The sequence below is a fragment of the Chryseobacterium sp. CS3K3.1 genome (genome assembly GCF_059515165.1).
This window is the reverse complement of sequence record NZ_JCAKRV010000011.1, coordinates 25,327-40,908: the sequence shown is the minus strand read 5'-3', so window position 1 is coordinate 40,908 and position 15,582 is coordinate 25,327. Positions and strand designations below refer to the sequence as shown.

Sequence of the window (15,582 nt, the reverse complement as noted above, 5' to 3'; positions counted from 1 at the left end):
TTTTTAAGTCAATGAACCAGAATATAAATCAGCTTAATACAGTTCTAAACTACGTAAAAGAAACTTTTGTAGGCAAAAATGATGTCGTAGATCTGTTGGGGATCTGCCTTTTGGCAAGAGAAAATGCCTTTTTATACGGTCCTCCGGGTACTGCAAAATCAGCCATTGTCAGAACCCTGGCCAAAACCGTGAAAGACGGAAAAAACTTTGAATATTTATTAACCCGTTTTACAGAACCTAACGAGATTTTCGGACCTTTTGATATCAGAAAACTGAAAGAAGGGGAACTTCTAACCAATACGGAAGGAATGATGCCTGAGGCTTCCATGGTTTTCCTGGATGAGATCTTCAATGCCAATTCTGCTATTCTGAACTCCCTTTTGATGGCGCTCAATGAGAAGATTTTTAAAAGAGGAAAAGAAACAAAGCACTTACCTGCACTGATATTTGTGGGAGCAAGTAATGTCCTTCCGGAAGATGAAGCACTGAATGCATTATTTGACCGTTTTCTGGTAAGAATCAATGTAGACTATGTGAATCCTGAACTCTTACAGCAAGTACTTTTGGCAGGGAGAAAGCTGGAAAATGAAGAAGAAACGGAAATTCCGGAAATTCATGCTGATGAGATCAGACAACTTCAGAAGCTGTGCAGAACAATAGATCTGAAACCCATCTATGAAGTCTACCTGAATACCATTATGAACCTTAGAAATACAGGTATTGCTATTTCCGACCGTAGAGCGGTGAAGCTTCAGAATCTGATTGCTGCAAGTGCACTCATCTGCGGAAGAAAAGAAGCTGTACTTTCCGATCTATGGGTTTTGAAACATATCTGGGATACAGAAGAACAGATTGAAATTCTGGAAGGAATTATCAACAGAACGATTGAGAAAGATAATCATCCGGATTCCCATCCTCAGGCTATGCAGAACAAAACTCCCAACCCTGAAGAAGTCATGAAAGATGTAAAAATTCTGGTGGAGAAATGGGATGGCGGAATGCTGAGCTTTGAAGAGCAAAATGTGATTAAAGATAAACTGAGATATCTGCAGACCCGTTGCGACTGGATCAGAAATCCGGAACAGAAACAATATATTCAGCAGGAAATTGAAAGCTTATGGCAGAAGATTCTTCAAAGCGTTTAAAAGAATTCCGGGCAGAACTTCCCCGTTCTGATAAAGATTTTTTGGGTTCCATCAGAGACTGGAAAAATATTCTGATTGCCATGGATGGAGATACGGTCTGGCTGAAAGGCTTTACCGATGAACAGGCAGCAGCTCCGGAGCTACAACAATTGCCGGACTTTATTCTCTATGAACTTCGTGATGGGCTTTTATTCAGAAAAGAGGCTTTGGTTCCGAGTAAAAAAATGCGGACAGCTTTGCTCTGGATTCCGATAGACAAAGCATTGCAGCTTAGTTTTCCACCTTCAAACCAAAACTATTTTGGGATTCATGAACAGGTTCGGATACAACTAAAAGAAAGCAATGAAGAACATCCGGTTATCGCTTTGCTGAGCAACATTGCCGATATTAAAGAAAGTATCGCTGCGTTACCGAAGTTTAAGCTTGAAAAAATAAAATGGACCGTTATGGGGGATAAAGCCCTGTTTATGGGAACTCCATTATTGAGCTTTCCCGGAAAGACCTACTGGACGAAGGACAGACATTTATTGCCTGCAGGTCTGGATTTTGAATTTAAAAACTTAAGCACACTGTTGCAGCAAAAATATAATCAAGAGGAAGGATGGCTGCTGTGGGATGGAAATGGGAATTATCTTTCCATAAAAGAAACAGACTTCCGTCCATTATCCGTAAGCTCATTCCGCCTGACAGAAAAATCAAGAGAATGGAATTAAAGGCTTATTTCCAGTCCTATGAAAATTATTTCTGGGAATGGAAAACTGATGAAGATGTTCCCGGTGATTCCGGTTATCATGAAAACAATCTCCTCTCCATTCCCGGAGTAGGAGCCATTGCTTACAGGCCTTATCTAATGGAGATCCTGAAAGAGCTTCAGCCGCAGGGATGGCCTCCGTTCGGGGCATTGCTTATGGTTTTGTATGCGATGCAGGATGGATATACGGACTTTGCAGGCCCGCTAAGACGTACAGCTGAGTTTTATAGCGGTGAAGATTTTGAGTTCAACGCGGAAAAGCAAATTGAATTCCTTGAAAAAATAAAATCACTACCCAAAGTTTATAAGGAGAAACAGAACAGAATTGTATTGCTCCAGACTTTGTTCAGCAATAGTCATAACAGGGTGGCCTCTCTTCATGCGGATATTTATTTAAAGATCTATTATAAACGACCGCAGGAACTAGCGATCAGTGCAGAAAAACAAGACGAAGGTTCAATAGCTTTAAACAAAGATCTGAGTGCTTTGAATCTGAATGAAAAATTTCCTACAGTACAGTCTGTCATTGACGCCATGAAAGGCCTGGTTGATGAGCCGGAACTGGATGATGAGGTAGTACAAGAAGAGACAACAGCAGATACGGATAAAGATTTTATCAAAGAATTGACTGATGAGCCAAAGACCTTTCAGATAGGAAGCCTGATCAAAAGAATATGGAGCGGGCTGAAAATTCCAATGCGCCATCTTTCTCCCGGTGAGCAGCCTATCGGAGGAATTTCTGATATGACCAACAAAGGTGATTTCCACCGGATGCTTCTTTCCGAATTTGCCAACGAAGATGATGTCTTTATGAATCGTGTTGCGAATAACGAGGCATTGTATATGCAAAGAGAAATTCCGCCTGAAGAAAATATTTTTGAAAGAATTATCCTGATTGATACTTCCCTCAGAAACTGGGGCACTCCAAAAGTATTAGCGTATGCCTCGGCAATAGCGGTTATCAAACATCCCAAAGCCCATTCTGAATGTAAAATCTTCGCTTTAGGACAGGCAGCTACTCCGATTGCGCTGAACAAAGTGGAAGAAGTAGTGGAAAATCTTAATCAGGTAAGTGCTGTTCTGGAAGTTTCAGAAGCACTGGAGAAGTTTTTTAATGAAAATCACTCAGAAAAGGATATTGAAGTTTTCTTCATTACCCATCAGGATAACATGGCTGATGAGAAGATTCAGCGGGTTGTACATCAGAACAGGGACCAGCTGAAGTTTTTGGTAACGACAGCCTCAGATGGTGAAATCAATTTTTACAAACATCACAAAGGAGCAAGAAAGCATATCCAGAAAATAAAACTTCCATTGCAGGAACTGTGGGCTAATCCGCCGCAGCAAAAACAATCCGTTCAACATTTTAATGGAAAGAAAACAGATCTTCCGCAAAACTATCCGATCTTGTTCCCCACACCCGTTAATAAAATTGCTAAGTTTCTATATGACGGAGAGTTTTTCATTCTGAGTTCAAAAAAACAATTGCTGAAGACTTATCTTTCCGATAACTATTATGACAGACATTCCTATGATTATTATAAAACCCATCATGGCTGTGAAGTGTTGTTTGATAAAATTTCCATAAAACCCAAAGGACAGTTTGCTTTGTCAAAAAACAGGCAGCAGCACTTTATTTTATGTCAGTATCAGTCTGATCAGAAACTGATTTCAAAGCTAAATCTTAATACAGGAGAGTATTCCGACCAAAACCTGACAGGACTGAATATTCCGGAATATTTTCAGCTGATCTATTTCGGACGGAATTTTTATCTCCATCATCCTGATAATGTTACCCATTACAAAATTAATATTGATGGAAATATTTCCGTAGAACCTATTACCGGAAAAGAGAAAGAATTTGAAAAAAATAATATAAAAGCCGAAGCCGAAGTCGCCAAGCTTAAAGGAAGCGGATTGAAGATCATCAATAATTTCAATAAAATCGGAATTAATCAGCATGAAAATCTGGTCGTTTCCGGAAATGAATTATACAGTGCTTCTGAAAATACCCTGAACTTTTCTAAGAATAAATATGATATCAGAATCTTTGCAGAGCAGAATAAAAATAAATTTACATTTCCTGATGGAAGCGAAATTATTACCGATTCAAGGGGAATGCTGACTTTCCGGAGCAGTAACAAGAGTATTGAAGAATTCTTCATTCCTTCTACATTGGGAGGATTTCTCTCGCTGGCTACTTATACAGAATTTGGAGGATCAGAATATTATCTTCCGGAACATGCCCTGTTGAAAGTAAGAACAATGGATGATATGTGTGACAGGTTTTTAAAACCGTTTATAGAACAGATTGTGGATTATGGAGCTTAGAATAAAACCTTTCCCGAAAAACAGCTATCCTAAAAAAGGACTTCTGATCAGAGGCTCTTCGCCAGTGGTGTGGCTTCAGGAAATGGAAACGCTGGGGATTCATTTAAATCAGGTACAGTCTTTTGCTGTTCCGGCTGATCATCCCAATGTGCTGTATGGTTGTTTTCTTGTTTTTAAAGATCATGCCCCACAGGAAATAGGCAGAAACGCGTACTTTCAAAGTGTGGACGACAGACTTTTCATTCCGGAAAATACCATCTTTTATCCTAAAATAAACACCGAAGACTGGGCTCAGCTTGATTCCCGGTTTCTGATTATGCACCCTGAATTCGGACTGGTAAAACTGTCTGAAGAAATCGACTGGCTTTCTCTGATCCAACAGCCGGAAACGATCAAAGAAACCATTAGAAAACCATTGAATGGTGTTTCAATCCCTCAAAAAATAGAAAGCTATACGGTTGAAGTGGATGATGAACAGGTTCTGGAAGCATTACAGCCCAAACAAACCGAAGAAGAATGGATGAAGAACCTGCCGTTTGACCTTAAAAAAGTAATGGCAGGGAACAAAAAAGAAATAGAAAAATATTTACAGTATATTGAAAAGTATCCCGAACGCGCAGTAGAACTAGGTGTTTCTCTTGATGTTATGGGAACTTCCCGGGGAGATGGTTTTGCTAAATTTACATGGCTGGAAGTATTATTTGGTCGGGGCACCAATGGAAAGAATGAAAGTGCAGGAACAAAAAATTTCCGCAGAGTATTCTGGGCGCTCATTATTGCAGCGATTGTGTTAAGGATTGCCTTGCCCTCTGATAAAAGTAATTCTGTACAGGAAGAAAACATGCCTTCTTCAGGAAAAATAGCTGGCAATGCGGTAAAAGCTCCCTCAGATATGATTGCTTTCCAGTCCGGAACCTCTGAAATTGATCTGAAGATAGATTCAATGTATCATCGGGAGAGAAAAGGATTATCCCAGGAACTTATTCGCGCCGGAATCATAGAATCCAAAACAAAAAAAGATAAGGAGAATTATAAAAAAGCCGGCGGCAGAGAGATCGGCGAAATTGGAAAGGATATTGAAAAGCTTGTCAATAAAGAAAAACAGAGCAGAGATTCTCTTAAAATCATTTACACCAAAAAAATTACAAAACACTTAGAACAGAAAACAGAAAACCTGAAACGTAAAATTTCAGATTCTTTAAAGCAATACACCAAAGGAAAGCCTGTGAATGGTGATGTTGTAAAATATCTTCTGAAAAAGAGAAAGGCTTTAATGGCTGATTCATTAGGTAAACTTTACGGGACGTTAGATATGATGGATCCGTCTTCGGCGTCCATTGACAAAGCTAAAGTAACGGCAATAGGTACGGAAGGTACACTATTGGAGAAAAAGGCTCCTGTCTCGGACATCCTGTATATGGTGATTCTGATGATTGCGGGAGTAGGATTGTATTCTTTCCTGTTTAAAAATAAATCTTTGAATGTGGGTGGTGATAATGTCCCTGTCTGGGTGAAGGTTATTTTAATTGCTATCCTTGTAGCCATGCTTGTGTACTTATTTTATCCGCTGGTCAAAATGTTTGGATACAACTGGTTTGTGTGGGTTCTGGTAATTTGTGTGTTGTTGCTCCTTTATCGTCTTTTCAGGGAAGATAAAACCATTTTAAAATCCGATGATGATGAATAGACAGAAATTTATAGACAAATTCATGGCAGCATTCGTGTTGCTGGCGATGTTTAAGGTTGTCGGAATTGTTGCCCAGTTATTCCATGAAAGCTTCTGGAGTGTGATGGGTACATTAGCCATTTTCCTGGTGGTTGCCTTCATTATTCTTCTGGTGATCACTTCTTTAAAAGATAAAGAGCAGAACAACAGAAATTCCGCAGGAAGAAAAGGAAGCAGAAGCGGCAGTTTCTATCTGGAAAATTCACTTTTCGACAGAATTCGCAGTAAATATGAAGAGCTTGCCGAAAAATACATTGCCGAAAAAGATTACAAAAAGGCAGCAAGAGTCTATATGAACCTGCTGCAGGATAATTACAGAGGTGCAAAAACACTGGAAAATGGAGGGCTTTATAATGAAGCAGCGGTAGTATATCTTAAAAAACTGAATAATAAATCCGATGCCGCGGTTTGCTATGAAAAGGCAAAACAGCATAAAAAAGCTATTGAGCTTTATAAAGAAATGGAGCAGAAAGAAAAAGTGGGCGATCTTTACAAAGAAATAAACGATCTTAAAAATGCCCATTATTATTATCAGATCGTTGCAGATGATTATACCGGAAATAATCAGATGGTGAAAGCTTCTTTGGTATACCGTAAGAAAATGGAAAAGCCGGAGGAAGCGCAGAAAATATTGTTGAAGGGATGGGAAGAGGATAAAGATGCCTTCAACTGTCTGAATAATTATTTTGCCAATATTTTTGATGTTAAAAAGCTGGAATCAGAAATAAAGGATTTGTATGAGAAAACTCCGGATCATAAAAAGATCACTTACCTGGAAGCCATGAAGTATGAATTCAAAAAAGATCCGGAATTACAGGCCGCAATCAGAAATATAGCCTATGAAATTATCGCGGAAAAAGTAGATACACGCTCAGAAATTGTCAATGAACTGAAATATTTTAATCCCGGTGATGACGTAATTCTAAAGGACATTTCGAGATTCAAAACAGCAAGAAATAAAATGTTTAGAAATTAAATATTTAAAGATTGAATAATTTAAAAATTAAATAAAACGTTTGCTTCATTAAATCAATTCTTAATTGATTCCCCTTAGCTCCCTAAAATAAGAAACTCCTGAAATAAAACTTTGCGTTGAAGATAGCATGGCAATTCTGTTTTGTTGCAAAAGCGCAAAGATTTTCAGCAAGTATATAATAAAAAAGTTATTTATATACAATTTACATTAATCCTGCTATCCTCTGTCATTCTGAATGTAACGCAGTGAAATGAAGAATCTAAGCTTTACATGAGATTCTTCCTTCGTCAGAATGACAATGGTGTAAACTTGTAGTAGTCGTCATAAAAAATAAAAAAGTGTTCAATTTTATCACAGATAAAATCCCTGCGCCTTATAGCCGTTTTTTTGATATTATTTTGCGCCTCTGTGCACTGAAAACTTTCCCGAAATTGTGAATATTATAAAATAATATTAAAAAAGATTTATCTTTGCAGCAGAAAATTATGACAATACAAAGAGCACATATCAATGCAGAACTATGCGAAAGTCCTTCTAACAAAGGATTATTCGGATATGATGAGGTGATATGGAATGAGGCGAAATGTGCTGACTTTGGAAATTATTTACTGTAAACCCGTAAAAAATTAATCAAAATACAACAGAAACGCCTCGGAAAACCGAGGCGTTTTTTGTTTTTTAGGTCAGAAATTATTTAGAATGAAAAAAAATAACCATAAACATGAAAAATTTTTAATTAACAATGAAACTTTAATACGATAAAATAGAGTGATAAGCAACCCGGTGAGAGACAGTCATTTAGGTAATTAAGATATCTGCAAAATATTGCGGACAGAAATTCTTTATGCTAAAAATGGTGCGTAACAAATTGATTATCAGTATTTTAATTTGAAAATTTATTTGCGGATTCCAAAAATTCATATTTACTTTGCAACCGAAAATTGAAAGCAACAGGTTTTCAGGATTCAGTTAAAAATAATTTAGAAACAAACAAAAATAAAATGAAACAGTTACACAACATATTCAATCAATATTCAAGACTATTCGGACAGGAACCGACAGGTGTTGCATGTATTCTTGAAAGTGAAATTGTGGATAAAAGGTGCTTATATACGTGGGTCAGCTAATGATCTCTTACGTTTAAATATATGAAGCGCCTCCCGAAAAGAGGCGCTTTTTTTATGGTTTCTTTAGCTTATTTGGTAAAGCGCCGGTCTGTGGAACCGGAGAACAGGGTTCGATCCCCGGAGATACCCAAAGAAGAAAATCTCATAGCTCAATTGGATAGAGCGTTGGTTTACGACACCGAAGGTTGAAGGTTCGAGTCCTTCTGAGATTACAAAGAATGTGAATTTTAAAATTGACAAGCGAATCGAATTGATAATTGACTATTCACGGCTTTAAAACAATCTCATAGCTCAATCGGTTAGAGCACCGGTCTTTTAAACCGGGGGCTGAAAGTTCAAATCTTTCTGGGATTACAAAAATGGTTCCGTAGCTCAACCGGACAGAGCATGGGTTTTCTAAACCCAGGGTTAGAGGTTCGAGTCCTCTCGGAATCTCAAAAGGTTCATGGAAAATTTCCCATCCGGCTGTCTCCCGGAAAAGAAACAGAAGTGAGCCTCAAAGCTGGAAAGATAACGGTGGTTGTTTACCCGTCTTGGACGCGGGAGGTCGCAAGTTCGAATCTTGCTTTCCAGACAATTGGTTCCATTAGCATAGTGGTAAGTGCATCCGGCTTTCTACCGGACGACAAGGGTTCGATCCCCTTATGGAATACAAATGATTTCGTAGCTCAAGTGGTTAGAGTGCCGGTCTGATACACCGGAGGTTGAAGGTTCGAGTCCTTCCGGAATTACAATGATTTTGTAGCTCAATGGCAGAGCACCGGTCTGTTAAACCGGAAGTTGAAAGTTCGAGTCTTTCCAGAATCGCAGGTAACTAATTGTTAATTGTTTCAGGAGAAAAAGTAAAGTTTGTCGAGAGCAGAAGATCTTACGCCAAACACGAAAAATACAGACAGGCTTTTCTTCTCTCCGGATGAATTAAAAGTTAAAGAATATCATTTATAAATTTTTAGGTAAAATAAAGTTTGTCAGGCGCAGAAGTTCTTTATCAAATAAATGAAGACAGACTTTATTTTTTAATCTGATGGTTCGCCGAAGTAGAAGAGTCGGGACGGTCTGCAAAACCGTTGTGTCAACTGAGTGGGTTTGAATCCCATAGCCATCTCAAAGTAAAAACTATAGGAAATATAAGAATCTTTTATCAATGATCTTTTATCGTCTATAGCAAAGAATATCCTTTATTAATAAAAGAAAAAGGCTGTCGAGCGCAGAAGATCTTTAACCAAACATTCAATATAAAGACAGACCTTTTCTTTTTAACAGGAAAATGAGGAATTACTTATGAATCATGACTAATTGCTCAAAAAAATCCGGAAGTACGCCGAAGTTGGAGAGTCGGGGCAGACTGTAAATCTGTTGCTTCATTGCTGAGTAGGTTCGAATCCTACTACTTCCACCAACCACAGATAATGTAATGGAAGCATGCAGGAAATGTACTCTTGTTGTCCAGGTTCGATTCCTGGTTTGTGGATAATGCTCTATTCGTCTAACGGTGAGGACGCCTGCCTTTCGAGCAGAAAACAAGGGTTCGATTCCCTTATAGAGTACTGGATGTGAATAACTGGTCAATATTGAATTGATTTAATACCATGAAAGTTCAGATTTTATTGAAAAAATTGGCCAGTTACCATTCACACAAAAAAAAGAAAAGAGAAAAAAGGACTGTCGAGCGCAGAAGATCTTTAGTCAATAAAAACAGACAGCCTTTTACTTTTGTAAACAAAATACATTAGGAAATGAGAAAGGTTTGTCGAGAGCAGAAGATCTTTACAAATACTAGCAGGCATAATTTATAAACAGACAGAGCTTTCTCAAACCTAGCATGACATCAGTAATGAGCAATAAGTAATAATCATAGATTTTCATATTACTCATTACTGATAAAACAACACCTCTCTATTCCAATTGGCAGAGAAAACGGCTTTAAACCCCGTAAAGTCCCAGTTCGAATCTGGGGAGAGGTACAGAATATGAGTAATAAGTAATGAACAATGAGTAATAATGAAAATAGAAAATATTACTCATTACTTAAAAAAACTGCGGGAATGGTGGAATGGCAGACACTCTTGATTTAGGATCAGGCTTTTGGGGGGTCGAGTCCCTCTTCCCGTACAAAAACATAAATGATAAGAGATTAATGATCAATGATTGCTGAGCACTTCATCAATTATCAATCAACATTTATCAATTATAAAATTGATTCATAGTGTAATGGCAGCACACAAGATTTTGATTCTTGGAGTTTAGGTTCGAGTCCTAATGAATCAACAATTTTACTCTGATGGTGTAATGATAGCATCTCAGTCTCCAAAACTGATGGTTTCGGTTCAAGTCCGGTTCGGAGTGTAAAGTGAATAGTCAATAGTGAATTTTGCTTTGCAAATGAATTTAAAAATATTGACAGTGAAAACTAATTGACGATTCACAATTCACAAATTAATTTAAAACAAAATTTAAAACATGTAGAAAAAATGGAAACGCAACAACAAACATGGCAGAATATGAGTGGAAAAATTTTCCAGCACTCTATCACACAGCTGGTAGAAGAAGCCATCATTCGCGAACAGGCCAACGGACACCGTCTGAAAGTATGTGTGGGATCAGACTCCCACGTATACGGAGATGCCATCAGTTATGCTACGGCTGTAGTGTTTATTCGTGAGGGAAAAGGAGCGTTTACCTTTATCAGAAAAGAAAGAGAAATACAGAGTATCAGTATCAAGGAGCGAATGCTGAATGAAGTCAACAAATCCGTTGAAATTGCATACGCAATCTGTTCTGTGCTGGATGCTTATGGTGTGGAAATGGAGGTACACGCAGACATTAATACCGACCCGGATTTTAAATCCAACGTAGCATTAAAAGATGCCATGGGATATATTCTGGGAATGGGATATGTGTTTAAAGCAAAGCCTTTTGCTTTCGCCAGTTCCAATTGTGCTGATATGATGGTGTAAGAAAGATGGAAGCAGGATGTGAGGAGCTGGAAGTTTAAAGAGTTTATAAAAATTAAATCATGGAAAAAACAAAAAGATTATTATTTCTGGATGATATAAGATATCCGATCGAGGCTTATCATTATACGAACCAGGATATTTTCCTCAGAAGTGACTGGCACATTGTTCGGAATTACGAACAGTTTGTCAACAGGATCTTGGAAAAAGGACTTCCGGAAATGATATCTTTTGACCATGATCTTGCAGACGAGCACTATTTGAAACAGAATTCTCAGGAATTTGTTGAGAAAACAGGATACGACTGTGCCAAATGGCTTATAGAATATTGCATGGACAATTATCTGGACCTTCCGGAATTCTATTGCCACTCCATGAATCCGGTAGGAAAGGAAAATATCCTAAGCCTGCTGCAAAACTTTAAAGAATTGTAATGGAAATTTTTAGATTTATTGAAGATATAAAAGCACATCTGAAGCTCACATTTGATAATGTAGACGGATGGTTTCAAAAAGATAAAAAAAGGTTGAATCATCAGTCTTCAAACGGAGGCTGGACGATTCATCAGATTTTAGAGCACATTTATCTTACGAATTTTTATCTGATGATCCTTATTGAAAAAGGATTCATAAAAGCAATGAAAAATTCTTTACATCTCAATCTTGAATCTGAAATAAAAAACTACAGTTTCAATAAAGAAAATTTTGACAAAGTAGGTGAATATGGTGCTTTTGAATGGATAAGACCAGAACATATGGAGCCGAAAGGAGAATTGGGTTTGAATGAAATCCGAAGCTTAATAAGCCAACAATACCTTCAATGTTTAAACTATCTTGAAGTCATGAAAAATGGGGAAGGACTCTTGTATAAAACGACAATGACAGTGAATGACCTGGGGAAAATTAATGTATATGAATATATTTATTTTCTGTCACTCCATGCCCAAAGACATATTACCCAGATGCAGAAAAACGAATCAGAAATGATTAAAAACTAAACAAAATGATTTTTAAAACATATAATGCTATAGAAAATGCTTACCAGGCCCGCGTGATCGAACAGATCAGGATGCAGGGTTTTGGGGATGAGGTTTTCATCGTACAGGAAAAAGTTCACGGCGCTAATTTCTCTTTCTTTACCGACGGAAAGGAAATTAAAATCGCGAAGAGAACTGCTTTCATCGAAAAAGATGAGAAATTTTTCAATGCCCATCAGATTTTGGAACGCTACAGAAAAAATGTAATAGAAGTGTTTCAAAAAGTAAAAACCATCCACCTGGATGTTGAAACTGTAGTGATCTACGGTGAATTGTTCGGTGGAGGTTACCAACATAAAGAAGTAGAATCCGTAAAAGATGCTGTGAAAGTACAGAAAGGTATTGAATATGCCCCTTACAACGAATTTTACGCTTTCGATATTAAACTGAATGGAGTTACCTATTTGGATACAGACCTTGTCAATCAGATTTTTGAAGAGACAGGATTTTTCTATGCTAAAATTTTGTTTCAGGGAAGTCTTGAAGAAGCTTTGAAATTCCCTAATGTTTTCAATTCAAAAATTCCGGCATGGCTTGGACTACCTGAATTAGAGAACAATAGGTGTGAAGGTACCATTGTAAAAACTTTGAAGACCAAATACTTTGGGAACGGCGCAAGAATCATTCTGAAAAACAAGAATGAAAAATGGGTAGAAAAATCAAAAATGGTTAAAAAACAAGCGAAAACTGTTCAGAAACAGGTTCACTTCAGCGAAAAAGCTCAGGAGATCTGGGAGGAAATCCAAAAATATGCTACAGCCAACAGATTGAATAATGTGGTGAGCAAAATCGGTGAATTCGAGCCTAAAATGATAGGTAAAGTGATTGGCCTTTTTGCGCAGGATATTTTAGAAGACTTCGATAAAGACTTCCCGGCAGCTTTTATGGCTATTGAAAAAGAAGAGCAGAAAAGGATCAACAAAAAGTTGAATTCTTTAGTCATTGATTTTATAAAAGAAGAGTTGATGACTCTTAAAGTATAGTTTCGGTAATTTTTTACCGAAACTTTTTTATGTATAAACTTAGCCGTAAAAACCATTTTAGAAAATCTTTGATTTTCATTAAGCAGTTAGGAATCTCAACAACCAAAAACGGAAAAATGAAATTTAGATTCTTTCAGAATGAAAAATGTTTATGGTTTTAAAAAGAAAAAAACTATGTTACAGGCAGAAATAAAAAGTCTTTTAAAAGAAGACATCAGTATATTAATTAAAGTTCCGAACTCAGGAAAACATTATTTATGTGATTGTGGTGAAGCAAGTTTGCTGACCGTGAAAGAAGTACAGGCCGTATCGGCAGTATTCATCAGTCATACCCATATTGATCACTTTTCAAATTTCGATGGAATTTTCAGACATCAGATCGGAAGTGGTGAAAAAGTAGTGATTTGCGGACCGAAAAATATCCATCTACAGGTTGAAGCAAGATTAAAATCTTACACATGGAATTTGATTGATGAAAAAGCCATCGAATATGAAATCCGTGAAATTATTTCAAAAGAAGAAATTAATGTTTACACCCTCCGTCCACCACAATGGAATCTGGAATTGATCAACACTCAGAATTTCCTGTTTGAAGATGAATATGTCAACGTTGACTTTGCTATTCTGGATCACAAAACAGATTCTATTGCTTATTTGTTTAAAGAAAAAGACACGGTAAGCTTCAGTGAAAATGCTTCAGATTTCAAAAAAGGGAAGTGGATTGGTGAGCTGAAGACTGCATTTGAAAATAAGGATACAGAGAAAGAGATTGAAATCGAAGGGAATGTTTACAAAGCAACAGATCTGTTCCACTTATTAACCCTTAATGAAGGTTACAAATTGGGTGTTATCATGGATCATGCAGTAGCCGAGGACAATTATGACAAAATAAAAACGGTTTTCGGAAGAGCGGATTTGGTGTATATCGAAACATTCTACAAGGACTCTGATCAGGAATTTGCAAAGATCAACTATCATAGTTTTGCTTCAGCATCAGGAAAAATTATGAATGAATGTCAGGTGAAAGAAGCCATTCCTATTCACTTTTCGAGAAGATATACGGAAAGTGATCAGGAAGAAATAGAAACTGCTTTTTATAAAGCGTTTCGCAAGAATTAATTAAAAATAATTATTAAAACAAAAACTACTAAGTTAAACATTGAATGTGTCATTCTGACGAAGGAAGAATCTGTTTAAAGTACTAGAGATTCTTCATTCCACTTCGTTTCATTCAGAATGACAGAAGGAATTTGTAGTTAAAAAAACAATTAAAAAAATGAAACCCAATATATTTTTTACAGCAGACCATCATTTTGGTCATGAGAATATTATAAAATTTTCAGAGCGGCCTTTTGAATCTCTGGACCATATGAATGAAGAACTTATTAAAAGATGGAATGAGAAAGTTGAGCCCGGTGATACAGTCTACCATTTAGGAGACATGAGTTTAGGAAAACCGGATTTTACAAAAGAGATTTTAGATCGCTTAAATGGTAATATCCATCTGATCAAAGGCAATCATGAAGGAGCGGCCCTCACTTATCCTAAACGATTTGCTTCCATCAGAGATTACCACGAACTGAGAATTGATGAACCGGATCAAAATAACGGTAAGCAGAAAATCATTCTTTTCCATTACGCCATGCGTACCTGGAATGGTTCCCACCGTGGGGTCTGGCAATTATACGGTCACTCGCACGGAACATTGCCGGATGATGAGATGGTACTGAGTTTTGACGTTGGGGTAGACTGCCACAATTTTTACCCGGTTTCCTACGAGGAAGTCAAAGAAATAATGAAGAGGAAAAAATGGACACCTCCATTTGCTCCCAGGAATTAACAATGAAAATGAAGCTTGAGGATATGAGAAGTATAAACCTAACTAAATTCTAACCTCTAGCTTCTAATTTCTAAAAAGATCATGAAAACAACCAATGAGATAATCATTATCGATCTGGAAGCTACATGCTGGGAAAACGACAGAATTCCCATTGGGCAACAGGTCGATATTATAGAAATAGGAATTTGCAAATTAAACTTAACATCAAAAGCAATTTCCCGGAAACAAAGCATCTATGTCATTCCGGAACGGTCAGAAATCAACAGATTCTGTACACAACTGACAGGAATTACGCCGCAACTGATAGAAGAAAAAGGAATTTATTTCGAAGAAGCCTGTGAACTAATCAGGGATCAATACCATTCTGTACCGCTTACCTGGGCAGGATATGGAAACTTTGACGGAGAGCAGATCATAGAACAATGTGACTGGCTCGGGATAACCAATCCTTTTTCAGAAAACTATATGAATGTGATGCATGAATTTAAAAGACATTTCAGACTGCATAAACAAATAGGACTTAAAAGAGCCTTAAGTTATTTGAATATGGATTTTGAAGGCACTCATCACAGCGGAGCAGATGATGCTTATAATACAGCCAGAATTTTAAGTAAGATTCTGTAAATGACAAATAGGCTGGAAGACTGATGCTGGAGGCTGGAAGTAAATGAGACACTATTAAAACTTTGCTCTTCTGCATCCCTCTTCCAATC

14 protein-coding genes and 13 tRNA genes are annotated in these 15,582 nt (G+C 37.2%); all 27 read left to right on the top strand.

The window, feature by feature from the left end:
• The first annotated feature begins 11 nt into the window (after positions 1–11).
• The 27 genes from AC5YGI_RS12075 (at position 12) to AC5YGI_RS11945 (ending at position 15,493) form a co-directional block, all read left to right on the top strand.
• Entirely contained in the window at positions 12–1,145 is a 1,134-nt protein-coding gene (locus AC5YGI_RS12075; protein ID WP_330745300.1) for an AAA family ATPase, read from the top strand.
• Positions 1,118–1,858, top strand: a complete 741-nt coding sequence (locus tag AC5YGI_RS12070) for a hypothetical protein (protein WP_496168464.1) — start codon at positions 1,118–1,120, stop codon at positions 1,856–1,858. The genes AC5YGI_RS12075 and AC5YGI_RS12070 overlap by 28 nt, the downstream gene beginning before the upstream one ends.
• The gene (locus tag AC5YGI_RS12065; protein ID WP_496168463.1) at positions 1,747–4,227 is read left to right on the top strand and encodes a hypothetical protein; all 2,481 of its coding nucleotides are present in this window, start codon (positions 1,747–1,749) and stop codon (positions 4,225–4,227) included. The genes AC5YGI_RS12070 and AC5YGI_RS12065 overlap by 112 nt, the downstream gene beginning before the upstream one ends.
• Complete coding sequence (locus tag AC5YGI_RS12060) at positions 4,217–5,914, top strand: APC family permease (protein ID WP_496168462.1); 1,698 nt, start codon at positions 4,217–4,219, stop codon at positions 5,912–5,914. Before AC5YGI_RS12065 ends, AC5YGI_RS12060 begins: the two co-directional genes overlap by 11 nt.
• Positions 5,907–6,929: a soluble NSF attachment family protein gene (locus AC5YGI_RS12055; RefSeq protein ID WP_446106731.1), complete on the top strand. Its 1,023-nt coding sequence runs from the start codon at positions 5,907–5,909 to the stop codon at positions 6,927–6,929. The genes AC5YGI_RS12060 and AC5YGI_RS12055 overlap by 8 nt, the downstream gene beginning before the upstream one ends.
• A gap of 485 nt (positions 6,930–7,414) precedes the next feature.
• Complete coding sequence (locus tag AC5YGI_RS12050; RefSeq protein WP_120233400.1) at positions 7,415–7,543, top strand: penicillin-binding protein; 129 nt, start codon at positions 7,415–7,417, stop codon at positions 7,541–7,543.
• Between the two features lie 387 nt (positions 7,544–7,930).
• Entirely contained in the window at positions 7,931–8,056 is a 126-nt protein-coding gene (locus AC5YGI_RS12045) for a hypothetical protein (RefSeq protein WP_454511487.1), read from the top strand.
• Between the two features lie 62 nt (positions 8,057–8,118).
• Positions 8,119–8,186 (top strand) — tRNA-His (locus tag AC5YGI_RS12040).
• 8 nt (positions 8,187–8,194) lie between these two features.
• Positions 8,195–8,268 (top strand) — tRNA-Arg (locus AC5YGI_RS12035).
• Between the two features lie 68 nt (positions 8,269–8,336).
• A tRNA-Lys gene (locus tag AC5YGI_RS12030) sits at positions 8,337–8,410 on the top strand.
• Positions 8,411–8,417: 7 nt separating this feature from the next.
• Positions 8,418–8,491 (top strand) — tRNA-Arg (locus AC5YGI_RS12025).
• A gap of 67 nt (positions 8,492–8,558) precedes the next feature.
• Positions 8,559–8,630, top strand: a tRNA-Pro gene (locus AC5YGI_RS12020).
• 6 nt (positions 8,631–8,636) lie between these two features.
• Positions 8,637–8,708: transfer RNA gene (locus tag AC5YGI_RS12015), tRNA-Glu, on the top strand.
• 5 nt (positions 8,709–8,713) lie between these two features.
• A tRNA-Ile gene (locus AC5YGI_RS12010) sits at positions 8,714–8,787 on the top strand.
• Positions 8,788–8,791: 4 nt separating this feature from the next.
• A tRNA-Asn gene (locus tag AC5YGI_RS12005) sits at positions 8,792–8,863 on the top strand.
• Between the two features lie 216 nt (positions 8,864–9,079).
• A tRNA-Cys gene (locus AC5YGI_RS12000) sits at positions 9,080–9,161 on the top strand.
• Between the two features lie 207 nt (positions 9,162–9,368).
• Positions 9,369–9,455: transfer RNA gene (locus AC5YGI_RS11995), tRNA-Tyr, on the top strand.
• 76 nt (positions 9,456–9,531) lie between these two features.
• Positions 9,532–9,603, top strand: a tRNA-Glu gene (locus AC5YGI_RS11990).
• Positions 9,604–10,095: 492 nt separating this feature from the next.
• Positions 10,096–10,168: transfer RNA gene (locus AC5YGI_RS11985), tRNA-Leu, on the top strand.
• Positions 10,169–10,253: 85 nt separating this feature from the next.
• Positions 10,254–10,324: transfer RNA gene (locus tag AC5YGI_RS11980), tRNA-Gln, on the top strand.
• A 203-nt stretch (positions 10,325–10,527) separates the two neighbouring features.
• Positions 10,528–11,013 (top strand): ribonuclease H-like YkuK family protein, encoded by a 486-nt coding sequence (locus tag AC5YGI_RS11975; RefSeq protein ID WP_110009655.1) that lies wholly within the window; start codon positions 10,528–10,530, stop codon positions 11,011–11,013.
• Between the two features lie 59 nt (positions 11,014–11,072).
• Entirely contained in the window at positions 11,073–11,444 is a 372-nt protein-coding gene (locus tag AC5YGI_RS11970) for a cyclic-phosphate processing receiver domain-containing protein (RefSeq protein WP_454511486.1), read from the top strand.
• The gene (locus AC5YGI_RS11965; RefSeq protein WP_496168461.1) at positions 11,444–12,007 is read left to right on the top strand and encodes a DinB family protein; all 564 of its coding nucleotides are present in this window, start codon (positions 11,444–11,446) and stop codon (positions 12,005–12,007) included. The genes AC5YGI_RS11970 and AC5YGI_RS11965 overlap by 1 nt, the downstream gene beginning before the upstream one ends.
• 5 nt (positions 12,008–12,012) lie before the next feature.
• A complete protein-coding gene (locus AC5YGI_RS11960) occupies positions 12,013–13,029 on the top strand; it encodes an RNA ligase, Rnl2 family (RefSeq protein WP_496168460.1) in 1,017 nt (338 codons plus the stop codon).
• 174 nt (positions 13,030–13,203) lie between these two features.
• Entirely contained in the window at positions 13,204–14,148 is a 945-nt protein-coding gene (locus tag AC5YGI_RS11955) for an MBL fold metallo-hydrolase (protein WP_496168459.1), read from the top strand.
• 157 nt (positions 14,149–14,305) lie between these two features.
• Positions 14,306–14,869, top strand: a complete 564-nt coding sequence (locus AC5YGI_RS11950; RefSeq protein ID WP_446106724.1) for a metallophosphoesterase family protein — start codon at positions 14,306–14,308, stop codon at positions 14,867–14,869.
• Between the two features lie 81 nt (positions 14,870–14,950).
• On the top strand, positions 14,951–15,493 hold the full coding sequence (locus AC5YGI_RS11945) for a 3'-5' exonuclease (RefSeq protein ID WP_496168458.1): 543 nt from the start codon (positions 14,951–14,953) through the stop codon (positions 15,491–15,493).
• The last annotated feature ends 89 nt before the right edge of the window (positions 15,494–15,582 follow it).

What these genes read in the sequence shown, in the direction of transcription:
- AC5YGI_RS12075 (WP_330745300.1), top strand. Translation starts at nt 12, where the DNA reads ATGAACCAGAATATAAATCAGCTTAATACAGTTCTAAACTACGTAAAA.
- AC5YGI_RS12070 (WP_496168464.1), top strand. Translation starts at nt 1,118, where the DNA reads ATGGCAGAAGATTCTTCAAAGCGTTTAAAAGAATTCCGGGCAGAACTT.
- AC5YGI_RS12065 (WP_496168463.1), top strand. Translation starts at nt 1,747, where the DNA reads ATGGCTGCTGTGGGATGGAAATGGGAATTATCTTTCCATAAAAGAAAC.
- AC5YGI_RS12060 (WP_496168462.1), top strand. Translation starts at nt 4,217, where the DNA reads ATGGAGCTTAGAATAAAACCTTTCCCGAAAAACAGCTATCCTAAAAAA.
- AC5YGI_RS12055 (WP_446106731.1), top strand. Translation starts at nt 5,907, where the DNA reads ATGAATAGACAGAAATTTATAGACAAATTCATGGCAGCATTCGTGTTG.
- AC5YGI_RS12050 (WP_120233400.1), top strand. Translation starts at nt 7,415, where the DNA reads ATGACAATACAAAGAGCACATATCAATGCAGAACTATGCGAAAGTCCT.
- AC5YGI_RS12045 (WP_454511487.1), top strand. Translation starts at nt 7,931, where the DNA reads ATGAAACAGTTACACAACATATTCAATCAATATTCAAGACTATTCGGA.
- AC5YGI_RS11975 (WP_110009655.1), top strand. Translation starts at nt 10,528, where the DNA reads ATGGAAACGCAACAACAAACATGGCAGAATATGAGTGGAAAAATTTTC.
- AC5YGI_RS11970 (WP_454511486.1), top strand. Translation starts at nt 11,073, where the DNA reads ATGGAAAAAACAAAAAGATTATTATTTCTGGATGATATAAGATATCCG.
- AC5YGI_RS11965 (WP_496168461.1), top strand. Translation starts at nt 11,444, where the DNA reads ATGGAAATTTTTAGATTTATTGAAGATATAAAAGCACATCTGAAGCTC.
- AC5YGI_RS11960 (WP_496168460.1), top strand. Translation starts at nt 12,013, where the DNA reads ATGATTTTTAAAACATATAATGCTATAGAAAATGCTTACCAGGCCCGC.
- AC5YGI_RS11955 (WP_496168459.1), top strand. Translation starts at nt 13,204, where the DNA reads ATGTTACAGGCAGAAATAAAAAGTCTTTTAAAAGAAGACATCAGTATA.
- AC5YGI_RS11950 (WP_446106724.1), top strand. Translation starts at nt 14,306, where the DNA reads ATGAAACCCAATATATTTTTTACAGCAGACCATCATTTTGGTCATGAG.
- AC5YGI_RS11945 (WP_496168458.1), top strand. Translation starts at nt 14,951, where the DNA reads ATGAAAACAACCAATGAGATAATCATTATCGATCTGGAAGCTACATGC.